This window comes from Aeromonas sp. R2-1, from assembly GCF_040908425.1.
Classification (GTDB): domain Bacteria; phylum Pseudomonadota; class Gammaproteobacteria; order Enterobacterales; family Aeromonadaceae; genus Aeromonas; species Aeromonas caviae.
Genome location: NZ_JBFODR010000028.1, coordinates 23,067 through 46,618, shown reverse-complemented (window position 1 = coordinate 46,618; position 23,552 = coordinate 23,067). Strand labels below are relative to the sequence as shown.

Sequence of the window (23,552 nt, the reverse complement as noted above, 5' to 3'; positions counted from 1 at the left end):
AATTGCCGATTCGATGACAGAACACGTGCGCAAACGCACATTTTTCTGGTGACTGGTCAGACAAATGCCCCTGTGTTACGTATCATCAAGGCCAAAGTATCAAGAGAAACTGCACCCGATGCAGCCGCCACAGCAGGATGTCATATGTCGAAGATCATTGAGCTGCTCGCGCACTACCCTCCTTATCAGCTGGTTCACGCCGCTGAGATGGTGCGCGATACCTTTGAACAGTTTTATCAGCAGCGGTACCAACTCACCGTGCCCCAGTGGCGCCTGATGATGGTGCTCGGCCCCCACTACCCCATCAGCCAGAAGGAGCTGGTGGAGGCGAGCGGCATGGACAAGGTACGGATCTCCCGCGAGATCCATCGTCTGGTGGAGAAAGGCATCCTGTTCACCGAGAACAGCGTGCAGGACAAGCGCATCAGCCTGGTCTCCTTCACCCCGGCGGGGCTCACCCTGTTCCAGCAGCTCAAGACGGAGGCGGGAAGCTGGCAGCACACCCTCACCGACTATCTGCCGGCCGAGGCGCGCCAGAGCATTCGCCTGCACCTGCAGAGCGTCAGCGATGCCATCGAACAACTTCACCTGCTGGACAACGAGCAACCCTCATGAAGCTGAACAACTTTGCCACCATGGATGTCAACATGCTGCTGAGCCTGGTCAACATGCAGCTGCGTGATCACTACGAGGATCTCGATGATCTTTGCCGGGCGCAGGATCTCGATCAAGAGGCCCTGGTTGCCAGGCTGGCCAGTGGCGATTTTCACTATCAGGAAGATCAGAAGCAGTTCAGATAGGGATCCGGATCACAACCCGACCCATGCCGCTGGCTCCGTCGGCAAAAGCTGCTAAGGTGGTGGCTACCCGGTCAGTTGATCTTCGCAAGAGGTATGGATACATCTTGTTGTCACAGACCGCGGTTAGCCTCTCGTTCACCACCCGCAGCCAAGGATGACCCATGATGCGCCTCATTCGACCAACCAGCCTGATCACCCTCTGCACATTGCTGGTGATCAGCCTCTTCCTCCCCCAGGTCCCCAGCAGCGCCGAGCAGTGGCTCACCACCCTGCTGCTGGCCTCCCTGGTGGCGGTCTTTCTGATGGTCGGCAGCGGCTGTCGCCACTTCCTGCGCGAATAACGACGCCAGAGCGTGATGCCTGCGCAAAAACAACAACGCAGCCCGAGGGCTGCGTTGTTGTTTCAGGATACTGGGGGCCAAGGCCCCGAGTCGCATCAGTAAGCCAGGGTTTCCAGCTGCTCCTTGGCCTGCTCGATCCCCTTGGCTTGCGCCTCCGGCCCCATGCCCATGCCTTCGGCATAGATGAAGTCCACTTCGTTGATGCCGATGAAGCCCAGCACGGTACGCATGTAGGGGGTCACCAGGTCGGTGGCATTGCCCACGTGCATGCCGCCACGGGGGCTGACCACCAGGGCGCGGGTGTTCTCCACCAGGCCGACCGGACCGGTCTCGGTGTAACGGAAGGTTACGCCGGCACGGGCCACCAGATCGATCCAGTTTTTCAGCTGGGTCGGGATGTTGAAGTTGTACATGGGGGCCGCGATGATCACCAGATCGCTCGCCTTGAGCTCGGCGACCAGCTCGTCGGACTGGGCCAGCACCGCTTGCTGACGCTCGTTCAGGTTCTCGCCACCACGCAGGCCCATGGCCAGCTCGCCGTCCAGCACCGGCAGGTTCAGGGTCGCCAGATCGCGTACCTGGATGGTGTCACCCTGGCGCTCGGCCAGGTAGCCGTCGATCAGGGCGTTGGATTGGGAATACTGGCCCAGGATGCTGGACTTCAGAACGAGGATATTGGCCATGGTGAAACTCCATTTGATTGTCAATTGAACAGCCAGGCTGTCGATGGAGGTCACTATAAAGACTGGCATTAAAGCCTGATAGCGAAAATAGATGCTCAAGTCATTCAAAAAATTTGATGCCTGTGCATTTCCTCGGCAGAGAGGGGCTCATCAAACTCCGCACCCTTGGCATGACAAACGATTGCCGTTATGATCCGCCGCACTTTTTGTACGTGATCCGGATCTCATGACCTCCTCCCGCAGGCACTCCCCCTCTGCCGGCGCCGTCTGGATGATGGTGGCAGGCCTCTGCTTCGCCGCCGTCAACAGCCTGAGCCAGTATGTCAGCTTCACGCTCGGCCTCCCCTCGACCCAGGTTGCCTTTCACCAATATCTGATCGCCCTGGTCTGCCTGCTGCCCTGGCTGGTGCACCACGGTCTGCGCCAGTCCCTGATGACGAACCAGCTGCGCCTGCACCTGCTGCGGGTCGCCCTGGCGGTGACCGGCATCCAGTTCTGGCTCTGGGCCCTGGCGGTCCCCGTCCCCATCTGGCAGGGGATCGCGCTCTTGATGACCTCCCCCCTGTTTGCCACCCTGGGATCAGCCCTCTTTCTCAAAGAGCAGGTGAGCCGGGCCCGCATTCTCGCGACCCTGGCGGGGTTTGTCGGCGCCATGCTGATCCTGGCCCCCTGGACCGACGACTTCACCCTGGCCTCCCTGCTGCCGGTGGCGGCCGCCCTCTTCTGGGCAGGCTACTCCTTGCTGGTGCGCTATCAGGCGGCCAGCGAGTCGTCCCACACCATCGTCGTCTACCTGCTCGTCTTCAGCACCCCGTTCAACGCCATGCTGGCGATCCCTGAATGGCAGTGGCCGAGCGAAACCCAGTGGCTGCTGGTGGCCGCCTCGGGCGTACTGTCGGCACTGGCCCAGATGTCCATCGCCCGCGCCTACAGCGTGGCGGAGGCCTCCTTCGTGCAACCTTTTGATTTTGCCAAGCTGCCCATGAACGTGCTGGCCGGCTGGCTGGTATTTGGCTGGGCGCCCCCCGGTCGCTTGTGGCTGGGGGCGGCCATCATCATCGGCGCCATCACCCTGCTCACCCATCTGGAGCAGCGCGCCCACCCACCCACTTCCTGAGGTACGCCATGCGTGCCTCTTTTTTTGCTCACCCGGATCAGCCCTGCTGACCACCGACCTCAGGAGAGATCAGATGTTTGGAACCGCCACCCGCCCCACTGCGACCCGCGCCCTGCTGCTGGGATCAGGCGAACTCGGCAAGGAGGTCGCCATCGAGCTCCAGCGGCTCGGTATCGAGGTGATCGCCGCCGACCGCTATGCCAACGCCCCCGCCATGCAGGTGGCCCACCAGGCCCGCGTGCTGGACATGCTGGATGGTGCCGCCCTGCGCGCCCTGGTGGCCGAGGTCAAGCCCGACCTCATCATCCCCGAGATTGAAGCCATCGCCACCGACACCCTGGCCGCCCTGGAGCAGGAAGGGATCAAGGTGGTGCCCAATGCCCGCGCCACCCAGCTCACCATGAACCGGGAGGGGATCCGTCGCCTCGCCGCCGAAACCCTGGGGCTGCCCACCTCTGCCTACCGCTTTGCCCAGAGCAAGGAGGAGTTTGTGGCCGCCGTCGAGGCCATCGGCCTCCCCTGCGTGGTCAAACCGGTGATGAGCTCCTCCGGCAAGGGGCAGAGCCTGCTGCGCGATCTCGCCAGGCTGGATGAAAGCTGGACCTATGCCCAGGAGGGGGGCCGTGCCGGTCGTGGCAAGGTGATTGTCGAAGGCTTCGTTCCTTTCGAGTACGAGATCACCCTGCTCACGGTGCGCGCGGTCGATGGCATCCACTTCTGCGAGCCTATCGGCCATCGTCAGGAGGATGGCGACTACCGCGAATCCTGGCAGCCCCAGGCCATGAGCGAGCTGGCCCTGGCCCGCTCCAAGGAGGTGGCGGCCAAGGTGGTCGAAGCTCTTGGCGGCTATGGTCTGTTCGGGGTCGAGCTCTTCATCAGGGGCGACGAGGTGTGGTTCAGCGAAGTCTCCCCCCGCCCCCACGACACCGGCATGGTGACCCTGATCTCCCAGGATCTCTCCGAGTTCGCCCTGCACGTGCGCGCCATCCTGGGGCTGCCCGTCGGCACCATCACCCAGTACGGCCCGAGCGCCTCTGCCGTGGTGCTGCGGGAAGGCCACAGCCAGGATATCCGCTATCAGGGGATTGGCGAGGCACTGGCCCTGGTGCCCGGAGCCCAGTTGCGTCTCTTTGGCAAGCCGGAGATCGCCGGTCGTCGTCGCCTCGGGGTGGCGCTCGCCCGTGGGCAGGATTGCCAGGAAGCCGTGGAGCAGGCCAAAACGGTGGCAGCCCGGGTAGAAGTACTGTTCTAGGCAATCCGCTTTACCACGCAAAAACAAACGTTTATCTGCGTGATCCGGCGCAAGGGGCAGGTGACTGCCCCTTTCCCATTGAAGCACCGGGCTTATAATCCCCCCTTCACCTATGTCAGGAGTACAAGATGTTAACTGCCGTGATCTTCGATATGGATGGTGTTCTGATCGACTCGGAACCCTTCTGGCAACGGGCACAGATGGCCGTCTTCGCCGAACTGGGCCACTTCCACACCGAGGAGGACTGCAACTCCACCATAGGGGTGCGCATCGATCAGCTGGTGGCCCACTGGTACCGGATCCGCCCCTGGAGCAGCCCCAGCCAGGAAGAGGTGGTACAGCGCATTCTGGATCAGGTGATCGCGCTCATCCTGCAAGAGGGACAACCCAAGGCCGGGGTGCTGGAAGCGCTCGACCTCATCGAGGCCCAAGGGCTCAAGATCGGGCTCGCCACCTCCTCCCCGTTTGCCATGGTCGAGGCGGTGCTCAGCAAACTCGGCATCCAGGACCGTTTCATGGCGGTCCACTCCGCCGAGGTGGAGCGCTTTGGCAAACCCCACCCGGATGTCTATATCCACGCCGCCGAGAAGCTCGGCGTCGAGCCTGTGCACTGTCTCGCCATCGAGGACAGCTTCACCGGCCTGCTGGCGGCCAAGGCAGCCTCCATGACGGCGCTGATCGTGCCGGACCCGGCACTGGTCGGCGATCCCCGTCTGGTCATCGCCAACCACGAGCTGCGCTCTCTTGCCGAGCTGAACGCAGAGATGCTGGCCGGCTGGGTCAAGTAGGCAACACGGACTGACCTCCTGCCTCCCTTGAGCCCGCTCATAAACGTGCGCTTGCTCGCGGTTGCGCCGCCCTGTGGCGACTAGAATCAGCAGGAGCACAGAGACGGCCCACGGGCCCGAGGAGGTCACCATGATCGAATACACCAGCAAGCGTATCGTCTGCCCCCACTGCGGCCACCACACCCGGGTCGAGCTGGATGCCAGCCAGGGGGATCAGGAGTTCTACGAAGATTGCATGGCCTGCTGCCACCCCATTCACCTGCGGCTGCACCGGGATGAAGCCCGCGACTGCCTGCAACTCTTCGTGGATGCCGACGACGAGCAGCTGTTCTGAATCCCCCTGTCCAGACACAGACAAAAACAAACGGGACCCTGTGGGTCCCGTTTGTTCTGGTGCCATCGTCAGGCTGGATCACGCCTCCCTCAAGCACGCCGCCTTCGCCGACGTCATAGTCGGAACAAACTCCACCACCTGATAATCGGCCACCTCTGCCTGCTTGCAGGGATCCTCTGCCAGCATCGCCTCCAGGGCGTCTCGGCTCACGCCCTGCGCCAGTATGACGCCCCCGACTCGGGGTACCCGACGCCCGGATGCCAGAAAATGGCCTGCGGCATACTGCCGCTCCAGCCACGCAATGTGGGCCGGGATCAGGGCATCGATCTCCGCCAGCGGTTTCACATAGGTCAATGTCACGACAAACATAGGGAAGTCTCCAAGGCTCTGGGGCGGCGCCTCTTCCACAAGAGGGCGCCTTTTCCGTGATGCCGCCCTCCTCTTCGTACCCTGGGGGCAGCGCTCAGGTGGTTACTGGCGCGCCGCCAGCACCCGCTCCACCGTGTCGACGATGGCCTGGGTCTGGGGATCAATCTCGATGTTGGTCTGCCAGCCGGCCTTGACCCAGCCCAGGTTGGTGCGGGCCAGGGTTTCGGGGATCAAGTTGACGCAGAACTCCCTGGCGCGCACCTCGCCCACGGTGAGGCTGATGCCGTCGATGCCGATGTAGCCCTTGGTCAGCACGTACTTCATGAGCGCAGGATCGAGGCGATACCACACCTGGCGGTTGTTGTGGGTGTCGATGACCGAGGTCACCTCGGCCGTCCCCATGATGTGGCCGGACATGGCATGGCCGCCAATCTCGTCCCCAAAGCGGGCGGCCCGCTCCACGTTGACCTTGTCACCCACCACCAGTTGCCCAAGGTTGGTGAGGCGCAGAGTCTCCTGCATCAGATCGAAGCTGACCAGGTCCCCCTCCACCCGGGTGACGGTCAGGCAGCAGCCGTTGTGGGCCACCGAGGCCCCCAGGGCCAGCCCCTCGCCCCAGGCCGGGCTCGGCATGCGGATCACGTGGGTGCGAAAATTGGGCAGTGAATCGATGGCCACCAGTTCGGCGGTCCCTTGTACGATGCCGGTGAACATGAGTCTCTCCAGGCTGTGAAAATTGTCGGCAGGTTACCCCCGGCCACCTTGCAAGACAAGGGGGCCGGCTGACAAGGAGAGGCGCGATCGCTATAGTGACCCCAATCAATCCAGACTGAACGAGGAAACAAAAATGCAGGTATATCAATGCTGTGAAGCCATTCGCATCGCCTACAACCAGATTGGCTCCGGTGAGCAGGGTTATGTGCCCCAGGCCATTGCCGCCAGCATACGGGCGCTCAACGCCGTGGCCTCCGACGAGCGGGTACCGGCGGATCTGCGCGAGCAGGCGGCCTATGCCGCTGCCAATCTGCTGATCAGCGATCACGAAGACGCCTGATCCCGGCTACAAATCTGCCGCCGACCTTCCCCGTTGGCGGTTTTTCAGGCTAGAATGACACCCCCGCATTTTGTCTCCTCAGGACGAGGAGGCAAAAGCCCATCTCTCTTGCCCGCTCTTTCTCTTTTATCTGATCCACTCGGAGGTGTCAGTGCAACGTTATTGGTCCGAGGCGAAGCAGCTCGTTCGTCTAGCCAGCCCCATTCTGGTCGCCCAGGTGGCCCAGATCGCCATGAACTTCGTCGATACCGTGATGGCGGGACAGGTGAGCGCCGTGGATCTTGCCGCCGTGTCGGTGGCGTCCAGCTTCTGGCTGCCGATCATCTTGCTGGTGCAGGGCATCATCATGGCCCTCACCCCCATCGTTTCCCAGCTCAACGGCGCCCGCAAGCAGGACGAGGTGCGCCCCGCCGTGCACCAGGGCTTCTGGCTCGCCCTCATCGTCACGCCCATCGCCATGGTGGCACTCTACTTCAGCCCCCTGGCACTGCAATTCATGGACGTGGATCCCGTCATGGCGGCCAAGACTGCCGGCTACCTGCACGCCATCCTGTGGGGCCTGCCCGCCTTCGTGATGTTCCAGGTGCTGCGCAACTTCAGTGAGGGGCTCTCCCACACCATGCCGACCATGGTGATCGGTTTCGTGGGGCTTGCGGTCAACATCCCCGCCAACTACATCTTCATTCACGGCCACTTCGGCATGCCGAAACTCGGCGGCGTCGGCTGCGGCGTGGCCACTGCCATCGTGCTCTGGGCCATGCTGCTGGCGATGATCGTCTATGTGAAGTGCTCTGCCCACTTCAAGCGCATCAACCTGTTCGCCCAGCTGGCACGCCCCAACGGCAGCCGGATCTGGCGCCTGTTCCGCTTGGGGTTCCCCATCGCCATGGCCATCTTCTGCGAGGTGACCCTGTTTACCGTGGTTGCCCTGATGCTGGCCCCCTTCGGCGCGGAGACGGTGGCGAGTCACCAGATTGCGCTCAACTTCTCCAGCCTGGTCTTCATGCTGCCCCTCTCCATCGGTGTCGGTGTGACCATCCGGGTCGGTCACAACATAGGGGAAGGTCAACCGGATCAGGCCAGGGTCGCCGCCCGCACCGGCCTGATGCTGGGCATGGGAGTCGCCGCCGCGACCGCCGCCCTCACCGTGCTGCTGCGCGACCCCATCGCGGGGATCTACACCGACGACCTGCAGGTGATCGGCCTCGCCGCCACCCTGCTCTTCTTCGCCGCCATCTACCAGATCTCCGATTCGGTACAGGTGGTGGCCGCGGCGGCCCTGCGCGGTTACAAGGATACCCAGGCCATCTTCTACGTCACCATCGTCGCCTATTGGGGGCTGGGTCTGCCCACCGGCATGATCCTGGGGCTGACCGACTGGGTGGTACCGCGCATGGGCCCGCAGGGCTTCTGGATAGGCTTCATCGTCGGTCTCACCTCCGCCGCCCTGATGCTGGGCGCACGGCTGCGCGTCATCTACGGCCGCTTCGCCAGCCCCGCGGCCTGCACCGCCCTCTCCCGGGCGCAATAGGGCGCAGCCAGGGGCACGGGGAGCCGCACTTTTGGGACGGCTCGCCTGTAAAATCAACAGGCTGCACAAGAACTGGGCAAACAGTCTCCTTTGTGCATGTCCCTTGTTGACAGCCTTGGGGGCCATGGGTAGTATGCCGACCACGCCAGCAGTGCTGGCGGGATAAAACGGGTCTTCAGCCCGGTTTATGAAGTGGGTTTATAGCTCAGTTGGTTAGAGCACTACCTTGACATGGTAGGGGTCGTTGGTTCGAATCCAATTAAACCCACCACTTTTCGTGATGCGTCCTTAGCTCAGCTGGTTAGAGCACCACCTTGACATGGTGGGGGTCGGTGGTTCGAATCCACTAGGACGCACCATCACGAAACCCTGTTATGCGTCCTTAGCTCAGCTGGTTAGAGCATCACCTTGACATGGTGGGGGTCGGTGGTTCGAATCCACTAGGACGCACCATAACAGTTTGAATAAATTGCAGATATGAATTTGATGTGGGTTTATAGCTCAGTCGGTTAGAACAGTATTTGGACATGGCGTAGGCAATGTCGTTGGTTCGAATCCGGTTGAACGCAGATGTGGGTTTATAGCTCAGTTGGTTAGAGCACTACCTTGACATGGTAGGGGTCGTTGGTTCGAATCCAATTAAACCCACCACTCCCCTGCAATGACACACAAAGTCGCCTTGCGCACCCTGCGTCCTTAGCTCAGCTGGTTAGAGCATCACCTTGACATGGTGGGGGTCGGTGGTTCGAATCCACTAGGACGCACCAGATTTGAGAAAAGCCCGCTTGATAGCGGGCTTTTTGCATTGGTCGGCTCTGACACCCGCTCTCCCCCGTCATCTGCCTCCTGTCCCCTCTGGCACGCGGGCCGCCATTGTCGTGCCATGGCCGCCGCGTTTTACCTCGCGTTGTCAGAAGAGATCGAGCTGCTGGCCGCAGATCCGCTCGAACGACTCCCCCACGAAGGGAAGGATGGCGTCGGCGATGGGCCTGAGCTGCTTGTCAATGTAGTGCTCGTAGTCGACGGCGCTGCGCCGGTACTCCAAAGGCTCGGGGCCGTTCAGGGTCATCAGGTAGGCGATGGTGCCCCTGTGCTGATAGCGCTGGGGCAGGCCGCGGCGCAGATTCTCCTCATCCGCCAGGCGCGCCGCCCGCACATGGGGTGGCACGTTCTTCTGATACTCCTCGAGTTTCTGGCGCAGCCGCTTGCGGTAGATGAGCAGATCGTCGTGACGGCCCGCCCGGGTCTCGTCCACCATGGTGCGCACATAGCTGCTGGGATCCTGGTCGTGGAACACCATTTCGTAGAGCCGGGTCTGGAATGCCTTGGCAAGGGGGGTCCAGTCGGTGCGCACCGTCTCCAGCCCCTTGAACACCAGATGCTCCCCTTCCCCTTCGCCCACCAGTCCCGCATAGCGTTTCTTGCTCCCCTTCTCCAGCCCGCGAATGGTGGGCATCAGGAATCGGCGGTAGTGGGTTTCGTACTGGATCTCCAGATGGCTCGGCAGGTCGAACTCCCGCCTGATCAGCGCGGCCCAGTTGTCGTTGATCATCTTCGCCAGTCGCTGGCCAATCTCGTCCGCTTGTTCGAGACGGATATCGCTCCCCAGGTGCACGAAGGTGGAGTCGGTATCCCCATAGATCACCTCGAACCCTTCTGCCTCTATCCACTCCCGGGTCTGCTGCATGATGCCGTGGCCCCGCAAGGTGATGGAGGAGGCGAGCCTCGGGTCGTAGAAGCGGCAGCCCCCCGACCCCAGCACCCCGTAGAAGGAGTTCATGATGATCTTGATGGCCTGGGAGAGGGCCTTGTTACTGGCGGCCTTGGCCCGATCCCGCGCCGCCCAGAGGGTGGCGATGAGATCCGGCAGGAAGTGACGGGTTCGGGAGAACAGGGCGCCGCGAAAGCCTGGAATGGCGTTATCCGGGTGTTTGAGCCCCTCCACCAGCCCCATGGGGTCGATACAGAAGGTGCGGATGATGCTGGGATAGAGGCTCTTGAAGTCGAGCACCAGCACGTGGCGATAGAGCCCCGGCTTGGAGTCCATCACATAGCCGCCGGGGCTTGCGAGCCCACCATCAGCCGGCAGGTTGGGCGCCACATAGCCACCGCGGTGCAGCCGTGGCAGATAGAGGTTGGTGAACGCCGCCACCGACCCCCCAACCCGGTCGAGCTCAAGACCGGTGAGGGAGGCGCGCTCGATGGCGAAGGGGATGAGGTGGCAGAAATCGAAGATCTCCCACACCAGCCTGCAATCTTCCAGGTTGTAGCGGGCCAGCGCCTCCTTGTCGGAGTGGAACAGCTCGGTGATCTTCTCCCCCCGGTTGGCCACGTCCTCGATGTCCTTGCCCCGCCCGAGCAGCTCGCTTGCCACCGCATCCAGGCTGTAGCTCGGGAACTGCCAGGTGGCGCTCTTGAGGGTATCGATGCCGTCCAGCACCATGCGCCCCGGGATGATGACGTTGCCGCTCTGGGGGTCGTTTCGGGACGAGCGCCAGAAGCAGAGCTCCCGCCCGCGCCCGAGCCGCAACCGCCGCTTGTGGAGTTCGGCGCGGCGCAGCAGCAGGCGAAAGTCGAAATTCACCACGTTCCAGCCGATGACGAGATCGGGATCGTGCAGGCTGAACCAGCCCTCCAGGGCAGCGAGCAGGGCTGGCTCGTCCGCCACCCACTCGACGGGGGTCTCCCAGTCCTGCGAGCCCGGCTCCGGGGAGCCAATCATGATGACCCGCGCGTCCTCTTCGCTATGGAGCCCCACCGAGAAGAGGGTGCCATCCATGGCGCACTCCACGTCCAGGGAGACCCAGGAGAGGGTCGGCGTCACCGCCTGCGGCGCACAGCGCGCCTCGTTTACCTCCCAGTAACCCTGCCTGCCCCCCTTTCGCCTCGCCTTGCCGTCAAAGCGCATCCCGGCGGTGATGAAGCGCTCCATGAGAAAGCGCTCGGGCAGGCGGATATCTGCCTCGAAGTGCTCCAATCCGCGGATGAGCAGCAGCTCGATGGCGCGGTGAAAGGCACTCAGGGTGGCAAAGTAGCAGCCCACCACCCGGCTCCCCTCGAAGGTGTGCATGGGGAGGCGACGAAAACGCCCCCTCACCCCGGCCCCCTTGAAGAGCTCTGCCGCCTCCTCCAGGTGGCGTTCCGGCAGGAAGAAGACAGGCTCCTGCCCCGGCACCACCACCCTTACCGGTCCCTGTGCGCTCCAGAGCCACATCACGATCTCGGTACGCCCCTGCACATCCCGACCATGGCGGGTCAGGATGAAGCCGTCGAGCGGCGGGGTCACGGGAGGGAGTGGCTGGATGTCGGTCATGCAGGTGGTCGAGCTCAAGAGTGGGATGGGACTATTGTACGTTCATACAGTACCCGGCTGCAATTGCCGGGCGGGGCCCTCAGGGCAGGCGCTGTGCCCCGTCTTTGCCATCCGGCGCCGGATTGGGGCATAGTAACCTCGGCATCACTCACCGGCACCGGGCGAGACGGCATGTCCGTCCCCCTGCAGACGCTGCGGCCTGCTCGCGCGTGCGCCAACCTTTTCCTCGACAAGGAGCACCCCATGACACAACAGTGGCAACGCATTGCCTCCCGCCTCACAGATGTGGGCGGCATCCCGGTGGCTCGCGCCATCCCGGTCAAGGAGCGGCGCACCATCGGGCCCTGGTGTTTTCTCGATCATATCGGCCCGACCCGCTTTGCCCCCGGCGCCCCCGGCATGGATGTGGGGCCCCACCCCCACATCGCCCTGCAGACCTTCACCTGGATGCTGGAGGGGGAGATCCTCCACCGGGACAGCCTGGGCAGCAAGCAGGTGATCCGTCCGGGCCAGGTGAACCTGATGACCGCAGGACGGGGCATTGCCCACACCGAGGAGTCGGTCCCGAACCAGCCCGATCTGCACGCCGCCCAGCTCTGGATAGCCCTGCCCGAGGCGGATCAGCATACCCCGCCCCGCTTCGATCACTACCCGACGCTCCCCCGCTGGCAGCAAGGGGAGATCACCCTCACTCTGCTCATCGGCGAGCACGGCAGCCGGCGCGCCCCCACTCTGCACTTCTCCCCCATTCTGGGGCTGGATCTGCACGCCCCCGAGGGAGGCGAGATCACCCTCCCCCTGGATCCCGCCTTCGAGCACGGCCTCTTTCCCCTCGCGGGGGAGACCATCGTCGCAGGGGAGGCCCTGGCCCCGGAGCAGCTCCTCTACCTACCCCCCGGCAACCGGGAGGTGGCGCTGACCCTGCGCCCGGGTGCCCGGCTGCTGCTCATCGGCGGCGAGCCCCTGCCCAGACCGCTGCAAATCTGGTGGAACTTCGTGAGCGTCGACAAGGAGGCCATTCGCACCGCCGCCGCCGACTGGGAGAGCGGTCATCCGCGCTTTGGCGAGGTGACAGGTTACCAGGGGCCCCGTCTCAAGGCGCCGCCCCTGACCGGGCTCTGAGCCAGGGTCCAAAACAAAAGAGCGCCCATGGCGCTCTTGTTGATTGGGATGAAGGCCCGTCAGGACTCCTCTTCCTGCTCCGCCTGCAACCTGGCCCGGCGGGCCATGGCCTCCTCCTGAGCACTTTCTATCTCGTGCAGCACGCCATCCAGATCGATGGCCTCCCGGCTCTCTTCGAACAGGCCGGTGAGCTCGGTCTCGGGGCCCAGCTTGCCATCCTCGAACAAGGACCACATCTCCCGGGCATACCGGGTCTTGAGCAGCTCGGGGGCATACATGCCGTAGTAGTTGCGCATGTTGTCGACATCCCGCTCCAGCATGGCCCTGGCCTGGTTGTTGGCGGCGGCATCCACCACCTGGGGCAGGTCGATGATGACGGGCCCCTCTTCGTCCACCAGCACGTTGAACTCCGAGAGATCCCCGTGAATGAGCCCGGCGCAGAGCATGCGCACCACGTAGCGGATCACCTTGCCATGATCCACCAGAGCCTGCTCACGGGTCAGGGCCACGTCGTTGAGACGGGGAGCGACGTTGCCGTCGGCGTCGGTGATGAGCTCCATCAGCAGCACGCCATCGAGGCAGACATAGGGCCTGGGCACCCGCACCCCGGCCGCCGCCAGCTTGAACAGGGCATCCACCTCGGTGTTCTGCCACACCTCTTCGTGCTGCTTGCGACCGTACTTGGAGCCCTTCTCCATGGCGCGGGCATCGCGGCTGCTGCGCACTCGCCGCCCTTCCTGATAGACCACGGCCTGCTTGAAGCTGCGCTTTGACGCCTCTTTGTAGACCTTGGCGCAGCGGATCTCGTCGCCGCAGCGCACCACATAGACGTCGGCCTCTTTGCCGCTCATCAGCCGGCTGATGACATCGTCCACCAGGCCGTCATCAACCAGAGGTTGGATTCGATTTGGAATTTTCATGACCGCCCTTTTACCCTATTTGCACCTTGTTTGCACCTGTTTGCTGGTGGCCTGCCACCCCTGTCAGAAACGGCCCGCAAGGGGGCCGTGTCGATCAAGGTTCCGGTGGCAGCCCCTGGCGGATGCGGCGGATCCCCGCCTCGTAGAGACCGTCCTCGCCCTGATCGTGCTCCTGGGTTTCGAAGATCTTGAGAAACCACATGTACTGCTCGGGGAAGCGGCCAAGCTGCTGCTCCACCATGCGGTTCATCTGGTTGACGTCCGCCACCAGATCCGCGGTGGGATAAGGGTCGAACGGCGCCTCGATCTCCAGCCGGTAGCACCCCTCGTCCTCGTCGTAGCAGGCCAGAATGGGCACGGCGCGGGCACCGGTCAGCTTCACCAGCTTGGGCAGGGCCGGCAGGGTCGCCTTGGGGTGGTTGAAGAAGGGCACGAAGAGGCTCGCCTCCCGGCCGTGATCCTGATCCGGCAGATAGAAGAAGCTGTCGCCGCTGCGCAGTGCCTTGATGGCGGGCTTGATGCCGACGCTGCGCTCGTAGATACGCCCGCCCTTGCTGCGCTCGCGGTTGATATACCAGTCGAACACCGCATCCTTGGGGCTTTTCATCATGGTGCACATCTTGATCCCCTGGAGGGGGAAGTAGCGGCCAATCATGTCCACCGCCCAGGTGTGGGGCACCACGAAGATCATGGGGCGACCGGCTGCCCGCTCCGCCTCCACATGCTCCCAGCCGCTCACCTTGACGCGCCCCTTGAGGAAGTCGGGGCTGCGCCAGGTCAGCTCGCCAAAGCCCAGGAAGGTCTTGAGCCCCACCCGGATGGATTTCAGCAGCAGGGCCTGACGGCCCGCCTCGTCGAGATGGGGGAAGCAGATCTTGAGGTTGGTGTCAGCGATGTAGGCCTGCTTCCTGGAGACGCGCAGCAGCAGGGGGGCCAGGTAGTCGGCCAGCTTGTCCCGTGCCCTTGCCGGCACCCAGGCCAGCAGGGAGAGCAGGGCGACGGCCAGCCAGCTGCCCCACAGACGGGGGTGCAGCAGGCGCGGATGAAAAGAGGTATCAAACACCGGATCTTGTGCGGACATGGTCGCCATCGAATCATCAAAACAGACCGTCATTTTAGTGATCCTGACAACTTTTTCTACCCTGCCCTGCACAGCGCCCCCGCGCCAAGTCACTGATCAGACAACTTAGAAATAAAAAGTGGCCCGCTTGGGGCCACATTTTTGCACCGGGTGAGCGCAAGGCTCAGGGGTGAGGAGCAAGGCCCCGGCGGATGCGCCGGATCCCCTCTTCGTAGAGGCCATCCGGCCCCACCTGATCCTCACGGGTGTCGAAGATCTTGAGGAACCACATGTACTGGCCCGGGTGGCGGCAGAGCTGGCGCTCCACGCTGTCGTTCATGCGGCAGGTATCCGCCATCAGATCCCCGCTCGGGTAGTCGGCGTAGGGAGCCTCGACCTCCAACCGGTAGCCGTGCGCCTGCTCGTCATAGCAGGCCAGCACCGGCAGAGCCTGGGCACCGGTCAGCTTCACCAGCCGTGGCAGGGCCGGCAACGTCGCCTTGGGGTGGTTGAAGAAGGGGGCGAACAGGCTCGCCTCCCGGCCGTGATCCTGATCCGGCAGATAGAAGAAGCTCAGGCCGGATTTCACCGCCTTGATCACCGGCTTGATGCCGGCGCTGCGCTCATAGACGCGGCAGCCGTGCCGGGCCCGCGCGCCGTTGATGTGCCAGTCGAACACCGGGTTGCGGGCGCTCTTCATCATGGTGCACATGGGCAGGCCCCGCTGGGCGAAGTAGTAGCCCGCCGCGTCGATGGGCCAGCTGTGGGGCACCACCAGGATCACCGGTCGGCCAGCGGCCTGCTCCGCCTCGATATGTTCCCAGCCGCTGACCTGGATCCGCCCCATCACGTGGGCGGGGCTGCGCCAGGTGAACTCGCCAAAGCCCAGCAGGCTCTTGAGGCCGACCCGGATGGAAGTCATCAGGATGGCCTCCCGCTCGGCCTCGCTCTTCTCCTTGAAGCAGATGGCGAGGTTGGTCCTGGCGATGTAGATCTGCTTCTTCGAAATGGCGCATACCAGGGGCGTCAGAGCATCGGCCAGGCGATCCCGCCAGCGCGGGGGCACGAAGGCGAGCACACCGATGGCGCCGAGGGCGAGCCAGCTCAACCAGTAACGGGGGTGCAGCAGACGAGGCTGGAATCGGGCGTCAAACACGGGATCAGATGAGGACATGGGGCACGACAAAACAGTGGGAAGATAAAGTGGCGCGCATCGTGACAGGTATTACCAGTTAACGCCAACTGAATGTCGCCTGTATGGGCAACTATTTAAGCCACTTCACGGATTGACAAAATTAATCTGCTTCATTTGATTCCCATCTGTGTCACTGCATCACGAACGGCAGACCCCGCACGGGCGGGGTCGATGACAAGGGGGGATGAAAACCTTGTGCCTAGCGGCGTGCGGGCTGCCCCGGCAGGTCATCCTGCACCGCCGGCAGGAGGAACATCAGGTAACGCAGGGCCACGTAACCCACTACCAGGGTGGCCACCCCCAGCTCCAGATAGGCCAGCTGATGGAGCTGCTCGGCATAGCGGGCCGCCTGTGGCCACTGCGACAGCAGGTGACTCACCTTGAACAGGGCGGTGGCCCCGATCACCAGGGGGAAGGTGAAAGCGGCGTAACCCGGCGAGAACGGCAGGCGCAGCAGCTTGATGAAGGCCAGGTAGATGATGCCGGTCATCAGCACGGCGATCCCGAGCAGCACCGCCACCAGCAGCAGGGAGGGATCCTGGCTCACGGTGAGGTAGCCGGCCAGCGACAGGCTCGCCGGGGCGGCCAGGATGGCGATGGTGGGCTTGGCGGCATCCGGCACCTCGTGGCTGAAGATGAGGCGATAGAGCATCAGCGGCAGCATCAGGCCGTAGCAGGCCATGCCGAACCAGAGCAGGCCGGTGGCCAGGGATGCGAAGGGACCGCCCGGGTAGGCCACGTCAGCCACGATGATCCCCACCGGCGGCACGAACCAGCTCGGCACCATGTGATGGATTTCAAACGCTTTGGCCCTGTGCCAGACGAAGGTGGCGAGGAAGACGAGGTGGACGACGACCGCAAACAGCCAGAGCCCCTGCCCCAGGGTCGGGGCGAGCAGGCCGACCGCCTTGGAGACCACCATGGTCCCCATGGCGTAGGTGGGCACCACGCTGCCCACCACGGGATGGGCGAGATCCTGCCACAGCAGGCGCGGGTGGATCAGAAACTTGAAGGTCAGGACGAGGAGCAGCACGGCGGCGATGGCGGCCCCTAGCAGTTGCAGACGGCCATCGAACTGACCGGCATTTTCCCAGCACCAGCCGAGGCTGGCGATCCCCAGAGCCAGACCGGCCATGGGGGTCGGGGCGGCGGCCAGGGAGCGGCGGGTTCTTGCGATCATGGCGAATACCCTCTTGATGATGACGATGGGCATAGGATAAAGGGGGTCTATCGTTTACGATATCTAAATGAATTGAACTTAGCGTTTAGGAAAATCAAACGATATGAAGCTCACCCTGCAACAACTCAAGGTGTTTGCCACCATCGCCCGCCACGGCAACCTGGGGGGCGCCGCCAATGAACTCTGCCTGAGCAAGGGGGCCGTCTCCCAGTCGCTGCAGGAGCTGGAGCGCCAGCTCGCCACGCCCCTGTTCGACCGGGTGCACCCGAGGCTTCAGCTCAACAGCGAGGGGCGCCTGCTGCAACCGGCCGCCGAGGAGCTGCTGACCCGGATGCTGGAGATAGAGCAGCTCTTCAGCCCCGATGCCGAGCCGAGCGGCCAGCTGCACCTCGGGGCCAGCCAGACCATCGGCAACTACCTGCTGCCCGCCCTGCTGGCGGAGGGGGCCCAGGAGCTGGGGGCCGCCCCCAGGGTCACCATCGCCAACACCCACCTCCTGTGCCATGCCCTCGCCCACTTCGAACTGGATCTCGCCCTCATCGAGGGGGAGAACCACCACCCGGATCTGGTGAGCGAACCCTGGCTGGAGGACGAGATGCTCATCATCGCCGCCCCCGGTCACCCCCTGGCGGATCAGCTCGAGCTGCCCCTGCGCCGGCTTGCCGGGGAAACCTGGGTGCTGCGCGAGGCGCAATCCGGCAGCCGCGAGCAGTTCGAGCAGCAGCTCCAGCCCCACCTGCCCCGCTGGCAGGCGGGGATAGAGCTCAACACCCTGGAGGCGGTGATGCTGGCGGTGGAGAAGGGGCTCGGCATCTCGTTCATCTCCCGCCTCGCGGTGGCGGACCGACTGGCACAGGGGCGCCTGGTGGCCCTCACCCCGAGTCGCCGCTTCCCACGCCAGCTCTCCCTCGTCTGGCACAAGCAGAAGTTCCACTCCGCCGCCCTGCGCCGCTTCCTGGCCTTCTGCCGCGCCCAGACCCTGGCGTGAGAACTCCTTCAGATGCAGCAAGGGCGCCATTGGCGCCCTTGTCGTTCAGCCGATACTCCCCTCAGCCCTTCCCCGGCCTCAGCCGGCGAGTCCCCCTTCAATCCAGCCGAGCACCTGCCGGGTCACGGCCTGGGGTACCCAGGGGGAGTCCAGCAGCCGGTGGCGCAGGCAATCGGCAAAGTGATCCGCCTCGTGCTGCATGCCGCCCCCCTCCACCGGCAGATAGATGTCCGCCGGCCAGATGACGGGAGCAGGCCCCCCTTGCCAGCGAATGTGCTGGGGATTCCACCACTTGCCCTCGATGACCAGGCGCCACCCCTCCCCGGACAAGGACGCTTCCCGCTCGAGATCCTCGATGATGGAGGCCCCGAGTTCGGCCCGAAACGGCTCCTCGAACGTGAAGCTGGCGGCGAGATCCACCTCCCCCGGAGCCCGCGTCAGCGTCACCTCGGGGGCGGGGCAGCCCAGCCCCAGCCGATGGCAGAGGGCGGCATGGAGCCAGAGGGGATAGACCCCCACGTCCCAGGCAGCGCCGCCATCCAGCGCCGGATCGAACAGCTTGCCCACCCTGGGCTGGGCCGAACCGAACGCCGCCCGCAGCTCGCGCGGCGGCGGCAGCAGGGGCAGGCGCTGCAACAGGGCGCGCATGGCGGGGAAGCACATTACCTTCATGGCCTCGAGCAGCAGCAGGCCCCGTGCGTGGGCGAGCGCCACCAGGGCGTCCCAGTCCGCTACCCGGGTCACCGCCGGTTTCTCCACCAGTACGTGCTTGCCCGCCAGCAGCATCTGCCTCACCAGGCCCGCGTGCTCCGGGTGGATGACCGCCACATAGACGGCCTCCACCTCGGGGCTGGCGGCCAGGGCCTCATAGCTGCCATAGGCGTGGGGCAGCCCCAGATCCCGGGCGAACTCGTCCGCCCGTCCCTGGTCCCGGGCGGCGATGGCCACCACCTCGGCTCCCCTGGCGTGCCCGTTCACATCGCGGCAAAAACGCCGGGCGATGGCCCCCGCCCCGGCAATGCCAAAGCGCAGGGGCGCCCTTGTCTCGTCGTGCATCGTCTCTCCTTGCTACCCAATGGTGGACCCCGGCATCACGCCGGGCGCGGGCTCCCGGCCAGGCTGCGCAGCCAGCTTATCTCCTCGCCCCAGATGGACTCGTCGATGGTCTCGAGGATCAGCGGGATGCCGTCAAAACGGTCGTCGTTCATGATGTGGTGGAACACCGCCTCGCCGAGGTTGCCCTCCCGCAGGCTGTGGTGACGGTCGACCCGACTACCGAAGGTACACTTGGCGCCGTTGATATGCATCCCCTTGAGGTACTGGAACCCCACGATGCGGTCGAAGTCGGCAAACACCGCCTCGCACCCCTCGGGGGTACGCAGATCGTAACCGGCGGCGAAGGCGTGGCAGGTGTCAAAGCAGACGCCGACCCGACTCTTGTCCTCTACCCCGTCGATGAGGGTGGCCAGGTGCTCGAACGACCAGCCGAGGTTGGTGCCCTGGCCTGCGGTATTCTCGATCACCGCCGTCACCCCTTCACTGCGCTCCAGCGCCCAGTTGATGGACTCGCTCACGAGCTTGAGGCTCACCGCCTCGGGGATCTGCTTGAGGTGGCTGCCCGGGTGGAAGTTCAGGTAGCACAGCCCCAGTTGCTCGCAGCGCTTCATCTCATCCAGAAACGCATCCCGGGACTTGGCGAGGGCATCGGGGTCGGGATGACCCAGGTTGATGAGGTAGCTGTCGTGGGGCAGGATCTGCTCGGGGCGAAAGCCCTCCTTCTCGCAGGCGGCCTTGAAGGCGCGAATGCTGGCCTCGGAGAGGGGCGCCGCCTGCCATTGGCGCTGATTCTTGGTAAACAGGGCGAAGGCGTTGGCCCCGATGGCTTTGGCCCGGGCGATGGTGTTTTCCACCCCGCCCGCCGCACTGACGTGGGCTCCGATAAATTTCATCTCATCTCCTGTGCACTGTGACCGGGTGCCTGCCGCGCTGGCCACCGCACCCGTTGCCGGGGCGCCATTATGCCCAAGCCAACCCCTTGCGCCAAACCGGGATTGTCGATGGGAGCAATGGAAAAGGCGCCCGCAGGCGCCCAGGGACACTCTCTTCCCTGCCCTCGCCGGGCCTTCGCACTAGCCGGGAGTGTATTCCACCCGGTTGCGACCCCGCCGTTTCGCGGCGTAGAGGGCATCATCCGCCCGCTTGAGAAGGGTGCTGAGGGCGCCGTCTTCAGGTGACGAGGATGAATACCCGATGCTCGCGGTCAGCCTGATGGACTCGCCCTCGTACTCGATCACTTGGGCCTCGATAAGGGCGCGAAGGCGGTCGAGCACGGAAAACGGGGGCTCGCTGTCACCCCCCGTCATGATCATGGCAAATTCCTCTCCCCCGATGCGGGCGAAGATATCCTCCTGCCTCATGTTGCCCTTGACGAGGCTGGCCACCGCCTTCAATGCATGATCCCCGGCGACATGACCATATCGGTCATTGAGACGTTTGAAATGGTCCAGATCCAGAATGGCGATGATAAAAGGGGTGTCCGTCAGCCTGGACAATATCAGCCGCCGTTCCCCCTCATTCATGAAGGCCCGGCGATTGGCGGTCTCCGTCAGATAATCCGTGCAGGCCTGCTGCTCCATGTCGGCGATTTGAAGGTGCAGCTGGATATTGAGGGCCAGCCAGTTCGCCAGACATTGCAATACCATGGCGTGGTCGGCGGTGTAATAGCCCTTCTCGTGGTGGGCGACATTCAGGGTCCCGATACTGACCGTCCCCTGAATCATGGGGGCATCCATGCAGCAGCCCATGCCGTGCCGGGAGAGCATCTCGCAATCGAGATCCGCGGACTGGGCCAGGTCGTCGCATATTCTCAGCATGCCGGTCGAAAATACCCGGCCCACCATGGTCCCTTGAATGGGCACCAGAAAATCCATGGGAATGGCATTGTTGCCCATCACCGAATAGAGCGTCAGGGAGTCTTCATTTTCCTTGATGGTGATGCTGACCCGTTCGGCAAAAAAAAGATGGAATATCCACTTCGCCATCACGTTCAATACATCCTGAAGGGACGCGGCCCTGGTCAGGTCCTGAATAAAGGTGACCGGGATGGTGATTGTCTTGCCGGGCCCCAGGCTGGACAAAAAATCTGGATCAAATATTTTTTCGTTATTGTGATGGTGCATAGCTACCTCGCCCATTTTTATTATTGCCACCCACGCTGTCCGATATGTCGGCCGCCAGGTGTCCAGATATTATTTGCCAGTGCCCCTCTCATGGGGGCCCCAGAGTATAACAACCGGGCTGGTTCTGAAATGCTCCTCATCTGGACCACATTCTCTCCCACCAGCAGCGCTGGCCAACAGGCGTAGCCATCACCACCTCCCCATGAAAAAGGCGCCCGAAGGCGCCTTGATGAGAGACAGAACATCCCTGTCCGTCAATAGGCCAGACCGGCCCCGTAGGGATAGAGCGGGCTTTGTGAGTCTTTGGCCACGTCCGGGGACTGGGCCAGCACCGCCTGCCAGCTGGAGGGCAGCTCGAAGGGGAGCTTGCCGCGTGCCTTCTGGGTGCCGCTCATGACATCGAACAGGGCCTGATCCAGGGCGCCGAAGTTGGCGAGCAGCACCTGGGCCGCCGGTGCCACCTCGGTCAGGATGGCGGGCCTGTCCAGATAGACGGAGAGCACCATGGGCACCCCGGCCTGCTCGATGGCCTGGATGGTCGCATAGTCATCCGCGCCGCGGTAGACCCCATCGTGGGCCGTCTCCTGCACCACCTGATCATTGCTGGCAAAGCCGAGCTGGCCGAAGTGGATGCTGCCAAACGGGAAACGGGGATCCTGCTCACCCGGGGCGTTGACCCGCACGATGGCAAGCTCCGCGTCGGCCAGGTTCGTCACCACCGTATAGCCGTTGGCCCTGGCCACCTCGGCGTTGACATTGTGCAGATAGACCCGCTTGCCGTCCGCCTTCAGCGGCAGCAGGGCTCCCTCGTTCTTCAGCAACACGTGGGACGCCGCCTGGGCGGCCTGGGCCTCTTGCTGGAACTCGGTCTTGCCCACCAGGGCCACCGCGGCCTCGGCATCCACATAGGGATTCTCGAAGAGCCCGAGGGCAAACTTCTGGGCCAGGATCCGCTCGGCCGAGGTGGTGATGGCTGCCTCGGTCACCAGGCCGCTCTGCACCGCCGCCAGCAAGGGGGCTGGGTCTTCCACGCCACCAAACTGATCCACCCCGGCGTCGATGGCCTTGGCATAGCGCTCGGCCTTGGTGAGCTTCTCCACGCCCCAGGACATGCCAAAGGGCACGGTCCAGGGGCTCACCCCGGCATTGACCTCATCCTGGGTCAACCCCTGCTCGCAGCGGCTGTCACAGTCATTGACGATGCCCCAGTCGCTCAGCACCACGCCGTCAAACTTGAAGTGACCCCGCAACAGATCCGTGATGATCTGGCGGTTGAAGCCAAACCCCACCTCCTCGACGGGCTGCCCATCCTGGGTCAGCCCCAGAGGCATGGCGTAATAGGGCATCACGGCGGCCACCCTGGCCTCGAAGGCGCCCTCGAAGGGAACCAGGTGGTAGGCAAACTGGCCGCCGGGGTAGATCTGCTCCTTGCCCCAGGGGTTGTGAGCATCCAGCCCGTCCTTCTGGGGACCGGCCCCGGCGAAGTGCTTGACCACGGTGACCACGCTCTCCTTGCCTATTCCCTGGTTCCCCTGCTGGAAGCCCTCGATGTAGGCCTTGACCAGAGACTTGGCGAGCAGGTTGTCTTCACCGAAGGTGCCGTTGATGCGCCCCCAGCGCGGCTCGGTCGCAAGATCCGCCTGGGGCGAGAGGGCCTCGTGGATGCCGACGGCCCGGTACTCCTGACGGGCGATGTCGCCAAAGCGCTGCACCAGGGCGGCATCGCCGATGGCGGCCAGCCCCAGGGTTTCGGGCCACTGGGAGAAGGCCCCGGCACCGATGCTGGTGGCGTTGGGATCATGGGTGAAGTGGTTGCGGGGATCCGTGCTCACCGTCATGGGGATGCCGAATCCCACTCCTTCCAGCAGGGCCTGCAGGGTGTTGTTGTCCGCGGCGATGGCCGCCGGATCCCCGGCCATGCGGGTGATGAAGGTGTTGACCCCGTCCTCGCGCAGCATCTTGTCCATGGCCGCGAGGTTCACCCGCCCCGCCCCGTCCAGCACCAGGGTGCCGTGCATCATCAGCCCTGCCTTCTGGGCCAGGGTGAGCCTGCCCACCAGATCCCGGGCCCGCTCGGCGGCGCCGAGGCGCCAGTCCTCGTAGGGGGTCAGGGTGCCGCTGCCATCGAGATCCTTGAATTGCAGGCCGTCCTGCTCGATGAGGGTGACGGTGCGGTGGCCCAGAACCGGCTGCTCGGGCTTGGGGGTGGAGTCGTTGTCGTTGCACCCTGCCAGCAGCAGGGCCCCGATGGCGAGGGCGACACGGGTTCGGGAGAGCGAGTGGTGTTTCATTGTTGTTATCTTCCTTGTGTGTGTAGGAGTCGCCA

Annotated in this window: 23 protein-coding genes and 5 tRNA genes; 16 read left to right on the top strand and 12 right to left on the bottom strand. The window is 63.9% G+C overall.

Features of this window, described 5'->3' with window-relative positions; genetic code table 11:
- Window positions 1-144: 144 nt before the first annotated feature.
- From AB5Y80_RS09090 to AB5Y80_RS09080, 3 genes are all read left to right on the top strand, one after another.
- The gene (locus AB5Y80_RS09090; protein ID WP_010674639.1) at window positions 145-615 is read left to right on the top strand and encodes a MarR family winged helix-turn-helix transcriptional regulator; all 471 of its coding nucleotides are present in this window, start codon (window positions 145-147) and stop codon (window positions 613-615) included.
- A complete protein-coding gene (locus tag AB5Y80_RS09085) occupies window positions 612-800 on the top strand; it encodes a DUF4250 domain-containing protein (protein ID WP_010674638.1) in 189 nt (62 codons plus the stop codon). Before AB5Y80_RS09090 ends, AB5Y80_RS09085 begins: the two co-directional genes overlap by 4 nt.
- Before the next feature lie 161 nt (window positions 801-961).
- Window positions 962-1,141, top strand: a complete 180-nt coding sequence (locus tag AB5Y80_RS09080; protein ID WP_041215220.1) for a hypothetical protein — start codon at window positions 962-964, stop codon at window positions 1,139-1,141.
- A 95-nt stretch (window positions 1,142-1,236) separates the two neighbouring features.
- Here the strand turns inward: AB5Y80_RS09080 and AB5Y80_RS09075 are convergent, their stop codons facing one another.
- A complete protein-coding gene (locus AB5Y80_RS09075) occupies window positions 1,237-1,824 on the bottom strand; it encodes an FMN-dependent NADH-azoreductase (RefSeq protein ID WP_039039094.1) in 588 nt (195 codons plus the stop codon).
- A 226-nt stretch (window positions 1,825-2,050) separates the two neighbouring features.
- On the opposite strand from AB5Y80_RS09075, the gene AB5Y80_RS09070 reads away from it, so the two are divergent.
- From AB5Y80_RS09070 to AB5Y80_RS09055, 4 genes are all read left to right on the top strand, one after another.
- On the top strand, window positions 2,051-2,941 hold the full coding sequence (locus AB5Y80_RS09070) for a DMT family transporter (protein ID WP_368172829.1): 891 nt from the start codon (window positions 2,051-2,053) through the stop codon (window positions 2,939-2,941).
- Between the two features lie 73 nt (window positions 2,942-3,014).
- Window positions 3,015-4,193, top strand: coding sequence for a formate-dependent phosphoribosylglycinamide formyltransferase (gene purT, locus AB5Y80_RS09065; RefSeq protein ID WP_368172828.1), 1,179 nt, complete (start codon window positions 3,015-3,017; stop codon window positions 4,191-4,193).
- Between the two features lie 128 nt (window positions 4,194-4,321).
- A complete protein-coding gene (gene hxpB, locus AB5Y80_RS09060) occupies window positions 4,322-4,981 on the top strand; it encodes a hexitol phosphatase HxpB (protein WP_324049015.1) in 660 nt (219 codons plus the stop codon).
- Window positions 4,982-5,111: 130 nt separating this feature from the next.
- Complete coding sequence (locus AB5Y80_RS09055; protein ID WP_042014369.1) at window positions 5,112-5,315, top strand: CPXCG motif-containing cysteine-rich protein; 204 nt, start codon at window positions 5,112-5,114, stop codon at window positions 5,313-5,315.
- 78 nt (window positions 5,316-5,393) lie between these two features.
- On the opposite strand, the gene AB5Y80_RS09050 is transcribed toward AB5Y80_RS09055, so the two are convergent.
- Window positions 5,394-5,684, bottom strand: coding sequence for a YciI family protein (locus AB5Y80_RS09050; protein WP_368172827.1), 291 nt, complete (start codon window positions 5,682-5,684; stop codon window positions 5,394-5,396).
- A gap of 102 nt (window positions 5,685-5,786) precedes the next feature.
- The gene (locus tag AB5Y80_RS09045) at window positions 5,787-6,398 is read right to left on the bottom strand and encodes a riboflavin synthase subunit alpha (RefSeq protein ID WP_368172826.1); all 612 of its coding nucleotides are present in this window, start codon (window positions 6,396-6,398) and stop codon (window positions 5,787-5,789) included.
- 133 nt (window positions 6,399-6,531) lie between these two features.
- Between AB5Y80_RS09045 and AB5Y80_RS09040 the strand changes: the two genes are divergently transcribed.
- From AB5Y80_RS09040 to AB5Y80_RS09010, 7 genes are all read left to right on the top strand, one after another.
- The gene (locus AB5Y80_RS09040; protein ID WP_010674629.1) at window positions 6,532-6,738 is read left to right on the top strand and encodes a YaeP family protein; all 207 of its coding nucleotides are present in this window, start codon (window positions 6,532-6,534) and stop codon (window positions 6,736-6,738) included.
- A 151-nt stretch (window positions 6,739-6,889) separates the two neighbouring features.
- Window positions 6,890-8,269 carry an MATE family efflux transporter gene (locus tag AB5Y80_RS09035; protein WP_029314480.1) on the top strand — a complete coding sequence of 460 codons (1,380 nt, stop codon included), beginning with the start codon at window positions 6,890-6,892 and terminating at the stop codon, window positions 8,267-8,269.
- Window positions 8,270-8,463: 194 nt separating this feature from the next.
- Window positions 8,464-8,540 (top strand) — tRNA-Val (locus AB5Y80_RS09030).
- A gap of 11 nt (window positions 8,541-8,551) precedes the next feature.
- A tRNA-Val gene (locus tag AB5Y80_RS09025) sits at window positions 8,552-8,628 on the top strand.
- A 17-nt stretch (window positions 8,629-8,645) separates the two neighbouring features.
- Window positions 8,646-8,722 (top strand) — tRNA-Val (locus AB5Y80_RS09020).
- Window positions 8,723-8,843: 121 nt separating this feature from the next.
- Window positions 8,844-8,920, top strand: a tRNA-Val gene (locus AB5Y80_RS09015).
- Window positions 8,921-8,959: 39 nt separating this feature from the next.
- Window positions 8,960-9,036 (top strand) — tRNA-Val (locus AB5Y80_RS09010).
- A 143-nt stretch (window positions 9,037-9,179) separates the two neighbouring features.
- On the opposite strand, the gene AB5Y80_RS09005 is transcribed toward AB5Y80_RS09010, so the two are convergent.
- A complete protein-coding gene (locus AB5Y80_RS09005; protein ID WP_042014367.1) occupies window positions 9,180-11,582 on the bottom strand; it encodes a DNA polymerase II in 2,403 nt (800 codons plus the stop codon).
- 243 nt (window positions 11,583-11,825) lie between these two features.
- Here AB5Y80_RS09005 and AB5Y80_RS09000 point away from each other — a divergent pair, with 243 nt between their 5' ends.
- Window positions 11,826-12,704, top strand: coding sequence for a pirin family protein (locus tag AB5Y80_RS09000; protein WP_368172825.1), 879 nt, complete (start codon window positions 11,826-11,828; stop codon window positions 12,702-12,704).
- Window positions 12,705-12,763: 59 nt separating this feature from the next.
- Here AB5Y80_RS09000 and AB5Y80_RS08995 read toward each other — a convergent pair whose 3' ends face one another.
- The 4 genes from AB5Y80_RS08995 to AB5Y80_RS08980 form a co-directional block, all read right to left on the bottom strand.
- Window positions 12,764-13,624, bottom strand: a complete 861-nt coding sequence (locus AB5Y80_RS08995; RefSeq protein WP_029314478.1) for a PA4780 family RIO1-like protein kinase — start codon at window positions 13,622-13,624, stop codon at window positions 12,764-12,766.
- Window positions 13,625-13,718: 94 nt separating this feature from the next.
- The gene (locus tag AB5Y80_RS08990) at window positions 13,719-14,714 is read right to left on the bottom strand and encodes a lipid A biosynthesis acyltransferase (protein ID WP_029314477.1); all 996 of its coding nucleotides are present in this window, start codon (window positions 14,712-14,714) and stop codon (window positions 13,719-13,721) included.
- Between the two features lie 154 nt (window positions 14,715-14,868).
- Window positions 14,869-15,858 carry a lipid A biosynthesis (KDO)2-(lauroyl)-lipid IVA acyltransferase gene (locus AB5Y80_RS08985; RefSeq protein WP_048207605.1) on the bottom strand — a complete coding sequence of 330 codons (990 nt, stop codon included), beginning with the start codon at window positions 15,856-15,858 and terminating at the stop codon, window positions 14,869-14,871.
- A 220-nt stretch (window positions 15,859-16,078) separates the two neighbouring features.
- Window positions 16,079-17,059 carry a TDT family transporter gene (locus AB5Y80_RS08980; protein WP_368172824.1) on the bottom strand — a complete coding sequence of 327 codons (981 nt, stop codon included), beginning with the start codon at window positions 17,057-17,059 and terminating at the stop codon, window positions 16,079-16,081.
- 103 nt (window positions 17,060-17,162) lie between these two features.
- Between AB5Y80_RS08980 and AB5Y80_RS08975 the strand changes: the two genes are divergently transcribed.
- Window positions 17,163-18,047: a LysR substrate-binding domain-containing protein gene (locus tag AB5Y80_RS08975; protein ID WP_368172823.1), complete on the top strand. Its 885-nt coding sequence runs from the start codon at window positions 17,163-17,165 to the stop codon at window positions 18,045-18,047.
- A gap of 78 nt (window positions 18,048-18,125) precedes the next feature.
- On the opposite strand, the gene AB5Y80_RS08970 is transcribed toward AB5Y80_RS08975, so the two are convergent.
- The 4 genes from AB5Y80_RS08970 to AB5Y80_RS08955 form a co-directional block, all read right to left on the bottom strand.
- Entirely contained in the window at window positions 18,126-19,103 is a 978-nt protein-coding gene (locus tag AB5Y80_RS08970; protein ID WP_368172822.1) for a Gfo/Idh/MocA family protein, read from the bottom strand.
- Window positions 19,104-19,138: 35 nt separating this feature from the next.
- Window positions 19,139-19,996, bottom strand: a complete 858-nt coding sequence (gene nfo, locus AB5Y80_RS08965; protein WP_042880583.1) for a deoxyribonuclease IV — start codon at window positions 19,994-19,996, stop codon at window positions 19,139-19,141.
- A gap of 180 nt (window positions 19,997-20,176) precedes the next feature.
- A complete protein-coding gene (locus tag AB5Y80_RS08960) occupies window positions 20,177-21,226 on the bottom strand; it encodes a diguanylate cyclase (protein WP_368172821.1) in 1,050 nt (349 codons plus the stop codon).
- Between the two features lie 254 nt (window positions 21,227-21,480).
- Entirely contained in the window at window positions 21,481-23,517 is a 2,037-nt protein-coding gene (locus AB5Y80_RS08955) for a glycoside hydrolase family 3 protein (protein WP_368172820.1), read from the bottom strand.
- Between the last annotated feature and the right edge of the window lie 35 nt (window positions 23,518-23,552).